Source organism: Pedobacter indicus (assembly GCF_003449035.1).
Taxonomy (GTDB): domain Bacteria; phylum Bacteroidota; class Bacteroidia; order Sphingobacteriales; family Sphingobacteriaceae; genus Albibacterium; species Albibacterium indicum.
Genome location: NZ_QRGB01000001.1, coordinates 2812093 through 2831333, shown reverse-complemented (window position 1 = coordinate 2831333; position 19241 = coordinate 2812093). Strand labels below are relative to the sequence as shown.

At 41.2% G+C, this 19241-nt stretch carries 13 protein-coding genes and 1 riboswitch; of the genes, 11 read left to right on the top strand and 2 right to left on the bottom strand.

Annotated elements, in window-relative coordinates; genetic code table 11:
* Positions 1-54: 54 nt before the first annotated feature.
* The 6 genes from D3P12_RS12470 (at position 55) to D3P12_RS12445 (ending at position 6824) form a co-directional block, all read left to right on the top strand.
* Positions 55-2022 carry a DUF3858 domain-containing protein gene (locus tag D3P12_RS12470; protein ID WP_245977447.1) on the top strand — a complete coding sequence of 656 codons (1968 nt, stop codon included), beginning with the start codon at positions 55-57 and terminating at the stop codon, positions 2020-2022.
* Positions 2019-3926 (top strand): DUF3857 domain-containing transglutaminase family protein, encoded by a 1908-nt coding sequence (locus D3P12_RS12465; protein ID WP_118195972.1) that lies wholly within the window; start codon positions 2019-2021, stop codon positions 3924-3926. Before D3P12_RS12470 ends, D3P12_RS12465 begins: the two co-directional genes overlap by 4 nt.
* A 43-nt stretch (positions 3927-3969) precedes the next feature.
* Positions 3970-4065, top strand: a riboswitch (TPP riboswitch).
* Positions 4066-4134: 69 nt separating this feature from the next.
* Complete coding sequence (locus D3P12_RS12460; RefSeq protein ID WP_118195970.1) at positions 4135-4857, top strand: class I SAM-dependent methyltransferase; 723 nt, start codon at positions 4135-4137, stop codon at positions 4855-4857.
* A complete protein-coding gene (locus tag D3P12_RS12455; RefSeq protein ID WP_118195968.1) occupies positions 4857-5912 on the top strand; it encodes an AIR synthase family protein in 1056 nt (351 codons plus the stop codon). The genes D3P12_RS12460 and D3P12_RS12455 overlap by 1 nt, the downstream gene beginning before the upstream one ends.
* A complete protein-coding gene (locus D3P12_RS12450; protein ID WP_157970343.1) occupies positions 5909-6556 on the top strand; it encodes a thiamine phosphate synthase in 648 nt (215 codons plus the stop codon). The genes D3P12_RS12455 and D3P12_RS12450 overlap by 4 nt, the downstream gene beginning before the upstream one ends.
* A 1-nt stretch (position 6557) precedes the next feature.
* Entirely contained in the window at positions 6558-6824 is a 267-nt protein-coding gene (locus tag D3P12_RS12445) for a Trm112 family protein (RefSeq protein ID WP_118195965.1), read from the top strand.
* Here D3P12_RS12445 and D3P12_RS12440 read toward each other — a convergent pair.
* Positions 6821-8023, bottom strand: coding sequence for an NAD(P)/FAD-dependent oxidoreductase (locus tag D3P12_RS12440; RefSeq protein ID WP_118195963.1), 1203 nt, complete (start codon positions 8021-8023; stop codon positions 6821-6823). The two genes, D3P12_RS12445 and D3P12_RS12440, sit on opposite strands and share 4 nt — an antisense overlap.
* A gap of 681 nt (positions 8024-8704) precedes the next feature.
* Between D3P12_RS12440 and D3P12_RS12435 the strand changes: the two genes are divergently transcribed.
* The 5 genes from D3P12_RS12435 (at position 8705) to D3P12_RS12415 (ending at position 17975) form a co-directional block, all read left to right on the top strand.
* On the top strand, positions 8705-9955 hold the full coding sequence (locus D3P12_RS12435) for an efflux RND transporter periplasmic adaptor subunit (protein ID WP_118195961.1): 1251 nt from the start codon (positions 8705-8707) through the stop codon (positions 9953-9955).
* Positions 9956-9972: 17 nt separating this feature from the next.
* Entirely contained in the window at positions 9973-10647 is a 675-nt protein-coding gene (locus D3P12_RS12430) for an ABC transporter ATP-binding protein (RefSeq protein WP_118195959.1), read from the top strand.
* 69 nt (positions 10648-10716) lie between these two features.
* Positions 10717-13119: an ABC transporter permease gene (locus tag D3P12_RS12425; RefSeq protein ID WP_118195957.1), complete on the top strand. Its 2403-nt coding sequence runs from the start codon at positions 10717-10719 to the stop codon at positions 13117-13119.
* Positions 13120-13152: 33 nt separating this feature from the next.
* Positions 13153-15585: an ABC transporter permease gene (locus D3P12_RS12420; RefSeq protein WP_118195955.1), complete on the top strand. Its 2433-nt coding sequence runs from the start codon at positions 13153-13155 to the stop codon at positions 15583-15585.
* An 11-nt stretch (positions 15586-15596) separates the two neighbouring features.
* Complete coding sequence (locus tag D3P12_RS12415; protein WP_118195953.1) at positions 15597-17975, top strand: ABC transporter permease; 2379 nt, start codon at positions 15597-15599, stop codon at positions 17973-17975.
* Positions 17976-17993: 18 nt separating this feature from the next.
* Here D3P12_RS12415 and D3P12_RS12410 read toward each other — a convergent pair whose 3' ends face one another.
* The gene (locus tag D3P12_RS12410) at positions 17994-19091 is read right to left on the bottom strand and encodes an ATP-binding protein (protein WP_245977446.1); all 1098 of its coding nucleotides are present in this window, start codon (positions 19089-19091) and stop codon (positions 17994-17996) included.
* Positions 19092-19241: the final 150 nt, after the last annotated feature.

Below are 19241 nucleotides of genomic sequence, written 5' to 3'. Positions count from 1 at the left end.
AATTTTTACATTATTTTCGAGCCAGATACGATAAACTATTATAAACCTATATTCGTGAAAAAGCTATTACTTATTTGCTTGATAGTGAGCTCAGTTTTGCAATCAAAGGCTCAAGATTTTCCATTCGGAGAGATGGATCGTAATGCAATTACGATGACTTCCTACGATAAAGACACCAGTGCGGCTGCCGTTGTAGTAAGGGAATTTGGCACGACAAGTTTCTTACATGATGGCAATAAAATCCGGCATCGATATCACGTACGGATAAAAGTATTTAACAGTGCCCGCTTTACCCGTGGCGACGTGGTTATCCCGCTATATCAGGGATCATCAACAAGGTATGAAAGTGTGGATAAAATAAGAGGTATTGTTTATTATCCCGGACCGGATGGCGGACTCCAAAAAGCTGAATTAGATAAAAAAAGTATTATTCGTGAGAAATCTTCCGAACACTTGGAGCTAGTCAAGTTTGCTATGCCAAATATCGTTGACGGGAGCGTGGTTGAGTATGAATATGAAATCGAGACCCCTTATATCTTCAATTACCACCCTTGGCAATTTCAATGGGATATTCCGAAAATCTATAGTGAGTATGTCGCACTTATTCCAGCCGTCTTTGTGTACAATGTTTCGCTAATCGGCGCGCTCAAGTTGGATAAAAGTGATGGTAAGGTTAAAAAAGAGTGCTTCCAGCCGGGTGCGCACCGCATCGATTGTTCGGAACTCACCTATGCGATGAATGATGTTCCTGCCTTTATTGAAGAAGATTACATGACATCACCGAAGAATTTCATTTCAGCCATTAATTTTGAACTTTCGGAAATGACATTACTGAACGGCAGTAAAGAAAAAATCACGAAGGAGTGGAAAGACGTGGATTACGAAATGAAAAAGCATGAGTACTTCGGAAAACAGCTGCGACGCGACGATATTTTCAAGAAAATTTTGCCGACAATTCTTAAAGGGGATGAAAGCGACCTGGAAAAGGCCAAAACGATCTATTCATACATTCAGTCTCGGGTTAAATGGAATAACCGCTATGGTCATTTTACTGACGAAGGTCTGAAGAAAGCCATTGAAAATAGAGCAGGGAATGTAGCGGATATTAATCTTGCTCTGATTGCTGCTCTGGGAGCCGCAGATTTAGATGCAGACGCTGTTGTACTTTCCACGAGAGAAAATGGGGTCGTCCATCAGTTATACCCGGTGATATCTGATTTTAATTATGTGGTAGCGATGGTAAATATTGATGGAAGGAGTTATTTGTTAGACGCCACTGATCCTTTATTACCTTTCGGATTATTGCCCATGAGGTGTATGAATGGTCAGGGAAGAATCATGAGCATGAATAAGCCGTCTGAATGGATCGATCTGGTAGCTTCTCAAAAACGAAGCGATGTGTATTCATTAGAGCTCGAATTGCAGGCCGACGGTAAGATTGTCGGCTCGGTCAAAAATTATAAAATGGGCTATGCGGCCTTTTATCAGCGACATGAAATAAAGAAATTTAACAGCATCGATGAATTTGTCGAAAACAAAGACGAAAACATGCCGAATATCAGGATTTTGGATTATGCGATCACAAACCTGGATAGCATTGAGCGGACTCTTGAAGAAGCTTATGAAGTTGAAATCGCTGCTTTCGATTCACTTTCCTATGATCAGCTCTTTTTCAACCCTTTTTTTATGGATAAAATGGATGAGAACCCGTTCAAATTAGCGGAAAGGACATATCCCGTAGACCTAGGCGCTCCTATAAACTCACGAATTATTATCAGTCTTCGCATACCCGAAGAATATGAGATGGTTGTTAAGCCACGAGATGTATCCTTAGCCCTGCCTAACAAAGGCGGTAGGTTTTTAAATAGAACGGAGGTTATCGGAAACAAAGTGCAGTTTTCCCAAAGCATGGAACTGGAGAAAAGTATCTATCAGCCCGAGGAGTATCCAGCGCTAAAGGAGCTTTTCAACCGGATTATTCAACTTCAAAAGACCGATGTAATTTTTAAAAAGAAATCATGAGAAAAATTTGCTTTATATTCTTTCTTTTTCTTCTTCCTGCTACGCTTCTTGCACAGAACAATTATGCCGTTGATCACATCAACAAGAACCTCTTGGCTCGGGCAAGTTCGGTTATCCGCACAATGGATATGAATATCGACATAAAGAATACCGATCAATTCAGCTATACTGTTAAACGTGTTATTACGGTGCTCAATGAGAATGGCAATGAAGACGCAGCTATTCGTATATGGTATGATAAAAGCCGCCAAATTCGTTCAATCCGCGGCGCGGTCTATGATCAGTTTGGTAGACAAACCGCCAAGATTTCTGAAAAATCATTTAGCGATATCAGCGCGAGTGATAACAATTCACTGTTTTTAGATTCCCGGTTAAAAGTTTTTAGACCTAACCCGACTATGTACCCTTATACACTCGAGATCGAATATGAGATACGTTCTAAGCAGACACTGAATTTGCCAGATTGGTATCCTGTAGGTTCATCAGGTGTTTCACTTGAAAAAGCTACCTTGGTTGTAAATACCAGTTCTGGTTTTCCTTTACGGTACAAAGAGGTTAATTATCCCGGTTCAGTAGAAGCGAGTGAGGCTGACGGCATCAAAACCTATCACTGGGAAACTACGAATAAACAAGCTCTCAAAGACGAGCCCTATAGTCCCGCTCCCGAGACATTCCTTACTTCGGTAAGGTTGGCTCCCGAGCATTTTAGCTATGAAAAAGTCACTGGTAGTTTTTCGAATTGGGAAGAATATGGCAAGTGGATGTATGATGCCCTGCTGCAAGGGCGAAATGAGATTCCGCCACAAACGGCATCGCATATCCGAAATTTGACAGCTGACATGGCTGATCCGTGGGAGAAAGCAAAGGCGATTTATGAATTTGTTCAGAAAAAAACCCGTTACGTGAGTATACAGGTTGGTATTGGTGGTTTTCAACCTTTTCTTGCAAGTCAAGTAGATCAGACCGGATATGGGGATTGTAAAGCGCTGGTTAATTATACGCAAGGGCTTCTGGCGGTTGTAGGTATTCCGTCTGATTATGTTGTTGTCGCATCAGGTGATAAGAAAAAGAACGCCATCCCTGATTTTGCAAGCATCAATCAATTCGATCATGTAATCCTGCGAATCCCATTTGAGTCAGATACCGCTTGGGTCGATTGTACAAGCAAGGATAATCCTTTCGATTACCTGGGTACCTTTACAGATGATCGGCTTGCCGTTGCCTGTACTGAAAATGGAGGAGAGCTAGTCCGCACTCCACGTTATCTGGCCGATAACAGTAAGCAAATTAGGACGGGCAGGATGAGCCTAAACGAGGAAGGCGCAATCAAAGGGGAGATCGTGACCGAATTTGAAGGCTGGCAATATGATAACCGAAACTTTCTTATCGGAGAGCCCTTGCGCGAACAGCTTAAAGAGGTGCCTAAAATCTACCCGATAGGCAACCTTACGGTTGCCAACTACACCGTCGATCAACAAAAGGGTAATAATCCGAAAACAGTCGAGAAGCTTAGTTTTACAGCACGTAATTATGGTGCTGCGAACGCTGATCTGATGTTCGTTCCGCTTAATAAAGTAAATCAGAGTCCGCTACCTCCGGAATTACGAAGCAGGGAGAACGATCTATATATTAACCGGGGTTATATCGACGTAGACTCAATTGTTTACGAACTGCCAGAAGGGTTTACGGTAGAACGGCTGCCTAATGAAATTTCACTGGAGCATCCTTTTGGTATTTTCTCAATGGAGTTTGAGCAGAATGGGCAAGAATTGCTTTACTCGCGTAAGATCCAGATGAATCAGGGACAGTATAATCGCGAACAATATAACGAGCTGGTTGGTTTTTTTCGGCAGATAGCTGAAGCAGATAAGAGCAGACTTGTTCTCAAAAAGAAAAGCCTATGATTATGAAATAGCCTTTTATCGTATAATTATTCGTACCTTGCGGTATAAATGCACGGGGTGCCCACCTTAGAGTGAGCTGAGAAAATACCCGATACCTGATTTGGACAATGCCAACGTAGGGATGCAGCACGTAAGAATTTCCATTTTATGGCTCCATTCTTTTGGTATTGAAAGAATCGGAGCTTTTTAATTTTTAACAAAATTTAAAATGGAAATCCAAAAAACAGATCAAATTCTTATCCCTAAAAACGATCGCAACTGGCAGGGCAGAACCGAGTGGTTCTTTAATCGTGAACACACCGATACTTACGAGCAGTGGTATGAAGGCAGGTACAAACGCGCTGAAATATGGCAGAAAAAGGTCATGGAGCAGTTGGTATCGAAAGATAAACGTGTAAAAACCCTATTGGAGTTTGGTTGCGGAACAACTCGGTTTACCAGATGGTGGAAAGAGATCGGCATTGAGGCTACGGGTGGGGATATTTCCCCGTTGATGCTCTCTCAGGCGATTCATCTGTTTCAGGGGGACTTGGTGATGGCCGACTCTCACCATATGCCATTTAAAGACCATACTTTTGATTCACTGGCATTCATCACCACTTTTGAATATTATAAAGACCCGGTAAAAGTCATACGTGAATCTGCCCGCGTTGCCAAATACGGTATTGCCATGGGCATGATGAACCGCAATTCACCGAAAGTATTTCGACGAAGAGTCCAGCAGGCATTCGGGAAAAACCCGTTTTATGTGACAGCAACATTCTATACGCCTCAAAAACTAATTGCAATTATAGATGAAGCTCTTGCAGGACGCGAATATTCAATAGAATGGTCTTGCACAGGTCTGCCGAAATGGTTCCCTGTTCAACAATGGAGCATTCCTTACGGTGATTTCTTTGGTCTTTACGTTAAATTTAATGATGTTCCATAATGACCAAAGAACTCGGAAAAATACAGAAAGATTTCTTCGAAGATGCGATCCTCTCCAGCTGTGGCTACCCTCGACCCGAAGTATCATGTGGTCCTGCATTTGGAGTTGATGTAGCGGTGGTCGATTTGAAGAACAACTTAGCGATGGTAAGTGCGAGTGATCCGCTGTCATTGATCCCCTCTTTAGGGCTTGAGGAGTCTGCATGGCTTTCGGTTTGCCTGATGGCGAATGACATAGCCACAACAGGTTACCTTCCCATGTATGCACAATTTGTTTTAAATCTGCCAGCAGGTTTTTCGGGTTCCGACTTTAAAGTGTATTGGAATCATATCAGCCGTTTTTGCAGTGAGATGGGTGTTGCCATTGTCGGCGGACATACCGGGTTTATCGAAGGGCAAAATTCAACCATTGCCGGTGGCGGTACAATGATCAGCATCGTAGAGAAAAAACATGTCTTAACCTCCAATAAAGCCAGACCAGGGAATCTTATTTTGGTCACCAAGCAATGCGCTATCTCCTCAACTGCTATTTTAGCGAAGAGCTTTCCCGATACGGTTCGAAACAAAGTAGGGGAGGAAGTCTATCGCCAAGGCTGCGAGCTTTTTTATCAGACTTCCAGCATCCATGATGCTGTTGCGGCGGTAGGAAAAGAAGAGCGTTATCCGGATGTTGTTGCGATGCATGATGTAACCGAAGGAGGTGTATTGGGCGCTATTTATGAGATGGCGACTGCGTGTGATTGCGGAGTGCTCATTCAAAACGATTTATTGCCAGTCGGTCGCGCCCAAGCTGAAATTTGCCAGCTCTTTTCTATTGATCCACGCTATGTTATTGGCGCGGGTTCGATGGTGTTAGCGATTGAAAATGGCGCAGAAGAACGAGTGATCGCGAGACTGAAGGAAGCAGAGATCGAATGTGCCGTCGTAGGAGAACTAACAGAAAAAGAAGATGGAATAAAACTTATAGAAGACGGCGAAAAGAAAAATATACCCTATTTCGAGACCGATCCTTATTGGTCCGCATTTTTTACAGCAAAAAAGAAGGGATGGACATGAGAAAAAAAAGAAATATTCGTGAAGGCGTTTATCTGGTAATAGACCCTTCGATGGAGCGGGATCTCCTGTTTGAACGACTTGAAAAAGCAATGAAAACCCGCATTTCAGCCATCCAAATCTGGGATAATTGGCAAGAAGATGCAGAGAAAGAAACCATTATCATCAAATTAATCGAACTATGCTCAAAACACGATGTCCCTTTGCTGATCAATAATGATTGGAGCTTATTAAGAAGCTTTCCCTTAGACGGTGTGCATTTTGATGAGATACCAGCTAACTTCGATGATATTCAAAGGGTACTAGAAGCTAGTTTGTCGAATAAGCCTATTTATGGGATCACCTGTAATAATGATATGGAGATTATCCATTGGGCAGATGACAAGCGGATAGACTACCTTTCTTTCTGCTCCATGTTCCCTTCCACAACGAGTACCAGTTGTGAGCTCGTATCCCTAGAGTCTTTGCATAAAGCGAGATCAATAACCAACCTGCCTATTTTCCTAGCCGGAGGTATCCGTCCGGATAACATGGATGCGTTTGAGGGTGTCGACTACCAAGGCGTTGCACTTATATCGGGTATTATGGGTTCAAATGACCCAGAAAAAGCTGTTTTACAATATATTGAACAATTAAATAAGAATTAAGATGAGACTATCAACAATCGATAAACTTTGTTGTCCTTTTGACAAGGCAGACTTAACACTTAAAATTATTACACAAGATTTAGAAGAAAATATTCACGAAGGAATGCTGACCTGTAATTATTGTAAGCGTTATTATCCGATCATCAAAGGAGTTCCTATTATGAACCCAGATGAATATCGTGAATTTCAATTAGAAGAACCGCATCTAAAAAGTTGGAAATACCTTTCGGACATCCCTGATGTTCAAGATTTCAAACTGATTGACTAGCGCCCAAATCGATAAATATTGACCAGTTCATGTGTTTGGTTCTTCAATAATTTGGAAACAATATCCATTCCTATTACTGAAAATGTAATGCCATTACCCCCAAAACCTAACACAAAAATGCTATTTGGGAAATCCTTATGTTCACCAATGTAAGGATTTCCATCTTTGGTTTCTCCGAATCTCCCAGCCCATGAAAAATCTATTGTAAAATCATAATGGGGTAGGTGTTTGTTTATATATTTTTTGAGTTTTTCAGATTTCTTTTCTATCAGCCTTCCGTTGGTTACTTTCCCAAATTTTTCATCTTCACCACCGATCAATAGCCTGTTGTCATCAGTCGTTCTCATATAAATATAGGGCGATGCCGTATTCCAAAACAAAGTTTCATTTAAATCTGACTGGTCGTCTTCATTCTGTTCCCCCACGATTGCATAGGTGTTAAACAGATCAACGAAATTTTCCTCAATAAGATTCGTTGTTTCATAACCGGTACAATAAATGATTTTTTGGGCTTCGATTACTTGTTTTGATTCTACTTCAGCGTAAACACGGTTGTCCGCATAGCGAATTGCAGTAAGATCCGTTTTATCAAAAATGCGAAGACCCTTATCTGCATTGTACTTCAAGATGTCATGGGTGAATTGGAAAGCATCGATACTTGCTGCCTGTTTAGATAGAATTCCACCGTATGTTTTCTGAATGCGGTATCGATCACGAATATCAGCATCTGTTAGCCAGCTAACCTCCAGCCCGTATTTCTTTCTCGCTTCAAATTCTTCGTATAGCCATTTGCTATCCTTTTTAGAAGCTGCAAAATAGAGCGACTCTTTCTTTTTAAATCCGCAAGTAGAATCAATTTCGCGAACAATTTTCTCTAGGCGGTCAATGGAGTTATAACATGCTTTATAACTTTTAACGGCATTATTTTCACCGATCAGATCGATTAATTTATAGAGGGGAACGTCGATCTCATATTGAAGCATAGACGTTGTCGCCGAAGTACTGCCATGGGCAATCTCCCGTTTATCAATTAATACCGTATTGTAGCCATCTGCAATACATTGGTGAGCAATCAAACTTCCGGTTATTCCTCCGCCAACAATTAACACCTCGGCCTTCAAGTCTTCCTTAAGTGAAGGGTAGGATTGGATAAGGCCATTTTTGACCAACCAAAAAGGCTCAAAAGAAGTTATTTTCATAAATAAACCGAACGCATTTTAGACAACAACCAGCTGTGCGATGCTTAGCGCCTCGAACAGTTCATTTACAGATATCTCACCAGCCAAGAATCTGTCCATTGCTTCATTGAGAATTTCTTCCGCCATTGTATTTCATTTAAATCATTACAATCGTTTACTAAAGACGTAACGATTAATCTCATCCGATTGCTACAAAATATTTTTCTTACTGAATAAAATTTAACAAAATCGTTTCAGTTAAATAAATATCTGTTTAATTAATATTGTTCCCGTACTTTATATTAACTCAGAAGTACTACGGAGATTAAACGTATATAAGTCGGAGTTTAGTCGTGTTCACACGACCAATGTCCGAAGAAGGTCCGAATAATGTCCGACTGAAGTCCGTCTTAAACTAGCATAAATTAGCCACATTTATATATCAAATTAGCGAGATTTTTACCTTAGATACCTTGAAGAAGGATTAGCGATCGGTAAAGCAAATTTAGCTATAAAGAAAGTGTGAAGTAGCGCGAAAATAAACTTCGAGTTGGAGTAGGATGGTAGCTTCATTGTTTTCAAGCATTCATTTTCGAACAATGCCTGTTCGAAAACGAACACTTTTACGAACCTGGACTTTCATAAGTTGCTGACAATAAGATATATATAATTATGGCATAAGCTTGTATATAAAAAGCATGTATGGACAGAGCATTACCCAAAAAGAAATGGAATAATAAGCGGATAACCACCGTAGCTGGTATCGCGGGAATTATCTTGTTAATTGGAGCGAGCTACTATTTTACGAGTGGAAATTCGAGGTTAAATGTAGATCAGGAACGTATCAGTATCGCAGAGGTTAAAAATGGCTCGTTCCGTGAATTTATTCCGGTGAACGGAAACGTGTTACCGATTAGTACCATCTATCTCGATGCATCTGTTGGCGGCCGGGTAGAGGAAAAGTTTGTTGAGGACGGCGCTGTTCTGAAAAAAGATGATCCTATTATGCGTTTATCGAATACAGATCAAGAACTTAGTTTGGTAAATCAGGAGACACAGGTTCTTAACTTGCTTACACAAATGGAGATTGCCAAAACGAATGCTCAGCAGAATACCGTGATGCATTTGAATCAGATGGCCGACGTTGAAAATGCCTACCGTGAAGCAAAACGGATCTATGACATGAACAAGAAGTTATATGACCGTAAGGTAATTTCCAGACAAGAGTTTGAAAAAACGGTCAACGAATATAATTATCAGAAGGAGCGTATCAGGTTAACCAAACAGATCTTAAGACAAGATTCAGTATCTACTCAGCAGTCCCTCAAACAAAGTCAGCAGACTTACGATCGTACGCGCAGCGCCCTTGAACTTATGCGTCAAAAAGTAGGCGACCTGATTGTCCGGGCACCTGTCGATGGGCAGCTGACTTCCTTTGATGCAGAAATTGGGCAGAATAAAAACCCTGGTGAGCGTCTTGGTCAGATTGACGTACTTAGCGGATTTAAAGTAAGAGCCGATATCGATGAACATTATATTACCAGGATTTACCCAGATTTGGAAGGTGAATTTACTCTTGCCGGCAAGTCTTATAAATTGCGCATCAAAAAAGTATATACACAGGTTACCAACGGGCGTTTTCAAGTAGATATGGAATTTGTGGATGAGGTACCTGAGGGTATCAGAAGGGGGCAAACGCTCCAGATTCGCCTGGCGTTAAGTGACGAAACCAAGGCATTGTTAGTTCCCAAGGGAGGTTTCTATCAGCAAACAGGTGGTAACTGGATATTTAAGCTCGATAAGGATGGGAAATCTGCTTACCGTGTGGATATTCAGCTTGGACGTCAAAATCCTGACTATTATGAAGTTATCCAAGGATTGGAGCCGGGCGATAAAGTTATAACTTCGAGTTATGAAACCTACGAGAAAGTACAAGAACTCGTGATTAAATAGATGATAACCAGATAAACATGATAAAAATAACTGATCTTAAAAAATTCTACCGCACCGAAGAAGTAGAGACCATTGCTTTGAACGATTTGTCAATGCAAGTTAAAAAAGGCGAATTTGTTGCCGTTATGGGTCCTTCGGGTTGTGGTAAGTCGACCCTGTTAAATATCATTGGTCTTTTGGATGATATGGATGGCGGCAGTTACCTCTTTAACGATATTGAGGTCGCCAAATTCAACGAGCGGAAGCGTTCGGACCTACGAAAGCATAACATTGGTTTCGTCTTTCAAAGTTTTAACCTGATCGACGAGCTTACGGTATTTGAAAATGTTGAGTTGCCTCTGATTTATACCAAAGTTCCCGCTTCAGAGCGTAAAAAAAGAGTAGAGGAGGTTCTTGAAAAAGTACAGATTATGCACCGTCGTAATCATTTTCCGCAACAGCTATCGGGGGGGCAACAGCAACGCGTTGCTGTTGCACGGGCTGTTGTTAACAATCCAAAGCTCATCCTTGCCGATGAGCCTACGGGTAATCTTGACTCGAATAATGGTAATGAAGTGATGCAGCTTCTTACCGAATTAAATGAACAAGGAACCACCATCGTGATGGTAACCCACAGCGAACACGACGCCCGTTTTAGCGATCGGATTATTCGGATGCTCGATGGGCAAGTGGTAATGGAAGTTGTAGGCTAACTGCTCGTTGTCAAAGTAGCCATTGCCAATCCGGTAGATAGTTTTCGAGACGAATAAACGTATAGAATTATGATAAAGAATCTTTTAAAAACAACCTGGCGAAACCTGTTAAAAAATAAGCTTTCCTCCATTATCAATATTGGAGGATTGGCTCTTGGTATATGCTGTTTCTTTTTATTGAGTACCTATATCATCAATGAGTTGCGTTACGATCGTTTCCACAAGAATGCAGATCGGATTGCCTATGTATCATTCGAGTATAAGAACCCGAACGATTCAGAGTTTACAAAGACAGCCAACACACCGACGGCCGTTGTCCCTAGTTTCAAACAGGCCTTTCCAGAGGTAGAAGATGGCGTTCGTATTTATCAGCGGACGGGTGGCGAGCAGACGATCAGCGTTCGACATGAAGACAAACTGTTTAATGAAGGGAGCTTTGTCTTGGCTGATGATTCCTTCTTTTCCATTTTCAGTTTCGACTTTATCAGTGGTAACCCCGCGGAAGCGCTTAAAGATCCTTATTCACTTGTTTTGACAAAGTCTTCAGCGAAGCAATATTTTGGTGATGAGGCAGCTTTAGGTAAAAGTCTGATCATAGATGATGAGCCATGGAAAGTCACAGGTGTTATAGAAGATATTCCGCCTTATTCGCAATTGCAATTCAATCTTTTGGGAGCGTATTCTACGTTGCCGCGGTCCAAGCAAGAAAACTGGGGAGCGGCCAACGATATTTCCTACCTTCTTCTTAAGTCGCCTGAGGGGTTTGATGGTTTGAACCAAAAGATTGGTCAGCTAATAGGCGATAAATACGCTGAGGAAATTGCTGCAGGTTATGAGGTGAGATTTCCAATTCAGAAGCTCACCGATGTTCGTTTGCATTCGGACGTTATGCCTGGTATCAAACCCTTGTATCTCTATGTGTTGGGCGTGATGGCCATTGCGCTTTTGCTGATAGCCTGTATCAACTTTACTAACCTCGTGATGGCTCGTTCTGCCGAGAGATCACATGAAATCGGCGTAAAAAAAGTGATGGGAGCCTTGCGCAGGCATTTGTTCTTCCAGTTCGTTTTTGAATCATTTGTAACCGCTGCTCTCGCGCTAATATTGGGTTTAGCTGTCGCTATTTTACTTATACCTTTCTTCAATACTTATACGGGTATTCCACTCAGTTTAGAATCCTGGTCCGGCGGATGGTTCTTGATCACGATGTTAGTTCTCTTCATCGTCATATCACTCATTGCCGGAGGAGGGCCAGCACTTGTTTTATCAGCTCTCAAACCTACCGATAGCCTGAAGGGGAAAGTTCATCAGACTTCAAAGGCTGTAATCCTTCGTAAAGGATTGATTATCTTTCAGTTTTGTATTTCTTTGTTGTTTGTATTAGGCACGGTCGTCGTTCATCGTCAGATCCATTATATGCAAGACAAGGATACTGGTATCAGTCGTTCGCAAGTTTTGGTTTTGGATGCTTCGGACATGACTAGCTCCGGGTTGCTATCCTTTAAAAATGCATTAGGCAGCCAGTCCTCTATTGCCGGAGTTACCGCCTCCTATCATTCTCCAGTTGATGTAAAAGGAGGATATAGTCTGTCGGTTGACGGAAAAGCGGGTGATTTTACTCTTAGTGTAACGGGCGTTCCCGTAGAAAAAGATTTTCTTTCCGTCTTTGATATTGACCTCGTAGCAGGAGAACCCTTTAACCAAGGTGATGTGGCCCGTTCACAGTCGGCTGATGATCAAGAACCCGAATACGCCTTCGCTATTAATGAAACAGCTTTAAAAGCATTGGAGTGGACTTCGGAAGAAGCCATAGGCAAGTGGGCGAATCTTAATGGACGAAGAGGGAAAATCAAAATCATTACAGAAGATTTCAATTTCTCTTCTTTCCATAACGAGATTGGCCCTATTGTTATGTTTCTTGAATACAACTGGTTCGGAAAGATGTTTGTCAAAGTGAATCAGACAGAGAATATGACATCAGTTATCGGACAAATAGAAACTCTATGGAAAACCCACAATCCCAATAAGTTATTCGACTATCATTTTTTAGATGAGGAGTTTAATGCCTTATATAAATCTGAAGAACAAACCTCTAAGATCTTGACCTTATTTTCCATCGCAACGGTATTGGTATCTTGTTTAGGTCTCTTTGCACTTTCCAGTTTAGTTATCAGGCAACGAGTTAAGGAAATTGGTGTTCGCAAGGTATTAGGAGCGTCTATGATGTCGATTATGAAGTTGATTTCTGTCAGCTTCGTTAAGTTGGTTGTCGTTGCAATCATCATTGTCATACCGTTAGCCTGGTGGTTCTCTAGCTCTTGGTTAGAAAACTTTGTTTACCGGGTCCATGTCCCTTGGTGGCTTTTCGGGCTTGTAGCTTTGATGGCCATTGTTGTAGCGATATTTACGGTTAGTTTCCAGACCATTAAAACCGCCTTGACCAATCCGGTGGATAGTTTACGAGATGAATAAAAGAATTAAAGGATGAATAAATAGAAACCGATTATGATCCTAAATTATATTAAAATCACCCTCCGGTATCTGTGGAGAAATCGATTGTTCACAGCTTTGAACATCTTGGGCTTAAGCATCGGTATCTGTGCCTGTTGGGTTATCTTTCGTATTGTCGATTATGAATTTAGCTTCGACAAGAAACATCCTGATGGCGAGCGGATTTATCAGATTACTAACCGGGCGGTTTTCGAAGGTGAAGAAAGCGGATTTGGTGGTGTCCCGCTTGCAATTTATCCCGCGCTGGATAAAAGTATCGAGGGATTAGAGCTGGCAGTACCAGTTTATCATCGCTACGTCGTAAAAGTGGACGCTCCACAGAAAAACGGGCAACCAGATCTCGTCTTTGAAGAGCCTGAAAACTTAACCGCGACTACAGCCGATTATTTTAAAATGGTGCAACATAAATGGTTAGTAGGAAGTCCTCAAACCGCGTTGGACGCACCTGACAAGGTTGTTCTGACGGAGAGTAGAGCACGTGAATATTTTCCGGGTGAAACTATTGAATCCGTCGCTCATAAATCCCTAACTTATTATACCATGGGTGATACGGTAACACGCGTAATTTCCGGTATCGTAAAGGATCTTGACTATCCCAGCAGTTTCGATTCAGAGGAATTTGTAGGCCTTACTAAAGATTATTTGACAGCAACCAATTGGTCTAGCATGAATTCTGATAATGTATTGTTTGTTAAAGTCAAGGATAGTCAAAGTATACCGTATGTGCTAAATTTTATTAATAATAAGAATGAAGAGCTCACCCGCGAATTTCGGGAAAAGTATAAATTCAAAAACTGGTATGAAGTTTTGCCACTGGCAGAGAAGCATTTTGAACCTCAATACGCTGGACGCGATCGGACAGCCAATAAAAAAGTTCTTTATGGATTGATAGGCATTGCTGCCTTTCTATTGATTCTGGCGGGCATCAATTACATTAATCTAAGTACATCGCAGTTACCACAGCGTTCCAAAGAAATTGGTGTCCGCAAAACATTGGGAGGTAATCCGAGAACACTTATCTCTCATTTTATGCTAGAGACCTTTGTGATTGTTTTCTTTGCTTTTTTATTATCGGTTCCGCTATCAATCTTGTTTATTACCACCTTTACTGAATTCATCCCTGATGGTTTCAACGATTTTAGTAATTACCCTAATCTCATTCTTTTTGTCGGTGGATTGCTAGTGCTTATAACTTTTATATCAAGCGTTTATCCCGCTTGGCTAATCACCCGCGTTCAAACGGTTGAAGTATTAAAAGGCCAGACAGATAAGAAGTTACATGGTACCAAACTGACATTGCGGAAAAGCTTGATTGTTTTTCAATTCATAATTGCACAGGTGTTTATCGTTTCAGCTTTGATTATGGGTCAGCAATTGCAGTACTCGATGAACAAAGACATGGGCTTCAACCATGAAGCCATTATTACAGCTTCCTTACCCTACAAATATACCGATAAGGATAAAGACCCCTTTGTGTTTAAGCATGCGCTTGAAAAATATCCGGAAATCGCGATGGTTTCGCTCGGCCATCGACCATTAAATAACAGCAGATGGGGTGATATGCTATTCCGGCAGGTAGACACCGTAACAACCCAAGTAAGCGCTAATTTTAAGTTTGGAGATGAAGATTATACTGATCTCTATCGATTTGAATTTTTGGCCGGAAGGTCAGGCGTCGTAAAAGACAGCCTTGAGGAGTATGTTGTCAATGAAACATTAATCAAAGCCTTTGGCTATAAGAGCCCGCAAGATGCTATTGGGCAAGTACTTGCTGACGGCGATCAAAATTTACACACCATTGTTGGGGTTGTTGCAGATTTTCATCAACATCACTTTTCATCTAAGATTGAACCCGTGGTTATCGTAGCCGCAAAAAACCAATTAAATTCAATCAATATCAAACTTGCCGCATCAAACCCCGGTCAATGGAGCGAGACTATTAAATTGATTGAAAAGGAATGGGAGGCAATCTATACCGAAACGCCTTTTGAATACAGTTTCTATGATGATACCATCGAGAACCTGTATGAGTCGGAAAGAAAGATGGCTAAGCTGATAACACTTGCAACTACGGTTTGCATCATTATCAGTTGTCTGGGGCTTTTTGGCTTGGCTACATTGACAGCATTTCAGCGAACCAAAGAGATCGGTGTTCGGAAAGTACTCGGTGCGTCCATTTCGGGAATCGTGCGCTTGCTTTCAATCGACTTTGTCAAGCTGGTTTTAATCGCCATCCTCATTGCTTCGCCCATAGCTTGGTGGGCAATGAATAAATGGCTGGAAGATTTTGCTTATAGAATAGAAGTACAGTGGTGGATGTTTGGTGTAGCAGGAGTATTAGCCATTGCAATAGCGTTGATTACGGTAAGTTCGCAAGCAATTAAAGCTGCTATAGCGAATCCGGTGGATAGTTTACGAGACGAATAAAGAAACCAATTATGATTAGGAATTATTTAAAAATAGCTTGGCGGAACCTTTGGAAGAATAAGGTTTTCTCAGCTATTAACATCTTCGGGCTAGCCTTAGGTCTGACGGTGTCAACGTTGATTGCTCTTTGGATACAGAATGAGGTTACGTACGACCGGTTCTATGGTACTACGGATCGATTGTATCAGGTATTTACTTCCGACGAGTTTGACGGGGAAAAGCATGCTTGGGGTGCTACACCAGGTATTCTAGGCCCGGTTCTCAAGCAAGAACATCCTGAAATAGATGAGGTGGTACGGACTTATCGGATTGGTGGATTGTTGCATATCGGGGACAAACGGTTTAATGCTGCTGGAGTGGCGGCTGATTCGTCCTTTTTTAAGCTATTTGATTTTAAATTCTTTCATGGCAACAGTGAGAAAGCCATCCTAAATCCCAATGATGTAGTTATCACCGCTTCCTTAGCAAACAAGTTCTTTGGGAAAACAGATGTGGTCGGGGAGACCATTCAAATTGATACAACCGCAAGTTTGACCGTCACCGGAGTTATTGAGGACATCCCTCATAATTCACGCTTTCATCAGATAGAGTATTTTCGTAGCTGGTCCTATCTCGATCAACGAGGTTCTGTAAACTATCAGTACTGGACTGGCTATAACTATGAAACCTTTGTATTATTAAATGGTAAGGTCTCTCACAACGCAGTGAACCAGAAAATTAAGAATCTAGTAGTTGATCACTCAAACGGTGAAACAGCTGCTACGATTTTCTTGCACCCCGCCAGTAAATGGCATTTGTACGATAAGTCAGTCAACGGCGAGATGGTCGCTGGTCAAATAAACACGGTGCGGCTCTTTGCTCTGGTTGGCGTGTTCATTCTCATTATAGCATGTATCAACTTCGTCAACCTGAGTACAGCCAAAGGTGAGAAGCGAGCGAAAGAAGTCGGTGTGCGAAAAGTAGTTGGGGCTCGTAAAACCTCGCTGATTGGACAGTTTCTTTCTGAGTCTATTCTATTAGCGAGTATTGCGGCCATTCTATCCTTGATGTTGACCATAGTAAGTCTTCCCGTTTTTAATAAGATTATGGGTGAAGAATTGGTTGTTAATTTCAATCAACCAGTTTTCTGGATACTATTTATTGTGTTTACATTATTTACGGGTTTCTTTGCGGGAATATATCCTGCGTTTTTCCTTTCTTCGTTTAAAGTAATTAAAACCCTCAAGGGTACTTCAACTTCTGATATTGGTAACATCACACCACGAAGAATCTTGGTGGTTTTGCAGTTTACCTTTTCAATCTGCCTTATTATTTGTACGCTCATCGTATCACGACAAATTCAATACGGGCAAGATCGAGATAATGGATATAATCAAGATAACCTGGTGTATATCTCATTACAAGGCGATTTAGAGAAAAATTATGAAGTAATAAAAAATGAATTGCTAAGCTCCAATGTTGCTGAAAGTGTAAACATTTCATCAGGATCGATAACGAGACCGAATATGGATAGTTGGGGCTATAATTGGGCTAATAGCAAGCCGGAAGATTACAACGTGGTGTTTTTTACTATGACTTCGGATGCCAACTTCGTAGAAACGATGGGTGTGACATTGAAAGAAGGGAGGGATATTGATGTGTATAAGCATCCTTCAGATTCAAAGGCTATTTTGCTAAATGAGACTGCCGTAAAACGTATGAGGTTAACCGATCCTCTCAACGCTGAAATACATCGCAACATAGAAGATGACAATCCACAGACTTGGCACGTTGTGGGTGTTGTCAAAGATTTTATCCTTAATTCTCCTTATGAAGAAGTGGAGCCTATGATGATCTTTGGTCCGAGTTGGGCTAGGTATATACATATTAGATTGAACGCCCATAACAATATGTTGGGTAATATCGAAAAGATGAAAGAAATCTTTGAGAAATACAATCCCAATTACCCTTTCGACTATCAGTTTGCCGATGAAGCTTATACTCGGAAATTTGCAAAACAGCAGCAAATAGCCTCGTTAACTTCTGTGTTTTCTGGACTTGCCATTTTAATTGCCTGTCTCGGTCTATTAGGACTTGTTGCTTACACTACTCAGCAGCGAAGTAAAGAAATCGGTATTCGCAAGGTGCTAGGGGCATCCGTGTCCGGGATTGTAAGCCTGCTTTCAAAGGATTTTATCAAGTTGGTATTGATTGCTATCGTTATTGCATCTCCGATAGCCTGGTGGGCAATGAACAGCTGGCTTGACGATTTTGCTTATAGAATAGAAATGCAATGGTGGATGTTTGTTTTGGCGGGTTTGGCTGCTTTAGCGATTGCTTTGGTCACGGTTAGCTCCCAAGCCATTAAAGTAGCTATCGCTAACCCAGTGGATAGTTTGAGGGATGAGTAAAATAAAGCTGATAATTAATCAATACATAAATCCAAACACCCACAAGGGGACTTTTGTTCCAAATCCAGATTCAATATCGTCTGCGGCTATGATATATGACTCGGCGTGCTGAACCTGTTTTATAGATTTGTTTTTTCCGCCAACTTCAATCGTAGTTCCATTGACCAGAAAGTCTCCGCTAGTAGGTTCTGAAACATCATGGCCGGCATTCAATAATTGATTAAGAAGAAACGTTTCTCTCAAATTACCCCTATTGGGGCTCGGCCGGAGAGCATAGGATAGATTCGTGTTTTCCAGAAAGATCTTGTCGGGTTTTTGTAAGCGTGAGACTCCTTTCCCTTCGATAGATAGAATGTTTAAGAGACCCGCATCACGCAATTGATAGATGTATTTAAGTATTCTATCACGTGAGATGTCTAGCTTTCCAGCAAGTGCCGATATATTGGGTTTAAAAGGTGCCGACTCAGCAATTACTGCTAAAAGCCGTTTTACTTTAACAGCGGTTCCGGCGTTATAAGAAGATATATAGGCCAGATCCGTATCTACTACTGTGTTAATTATCTGATCCAGTTTTGGTAAGTACTCACTTTCTCCTTCAGTAAAAATGGGTAAATAGCCACCTTTTAAATAGTTCTGAAAAACCGGTAGGGGGCGGATATTCGCTACGATTTCTTGGCTGAATTCTCGATGTCTGCTTTGTATATCTTCAAGAGAAATAGTCGGATATACAGACACGCCAGTGAAAGCTAGATATTCTCTGAAAGATAGACCCGGCAACGAATAACTAATAACACGACGACTAAGATCTGCCTGTCCTCTATAGATATCCAATGCCGATGAAGCTGAAAATATAACTTGAAGTTGAGGAATCCCATCGTAAATATTTTTTAGTTCCCTCGACCAGTTTGGATATTTATGTACCTCATCAATCAACAAAACTTTTCCACCTTGCTGATACCAGTCCATTGCAGTATCTAATAAACTATGGTTATAGAACCAAGTATGATCTGCAGTGATATAGAGCCCCTTATCGGTTAAGTTACTTAAGTCAAACTTAAGATGCTGCAAAAGAAGTGTAGTTTTCCCTGCTCCACGAGGGCCCTTTATACCTATCATTCGTTGGTTCCAATTTATCTTTTGATGGAGAAAGCGACGAAAGCTATTGTCAACGTTTTGAAGCAATATGTCTTGAAAATCTATTAAAGCCTGCATTTTGTAGTTTCTATTCAACAAATATACATTAAATTGCAGTTTTAAAACAACAAA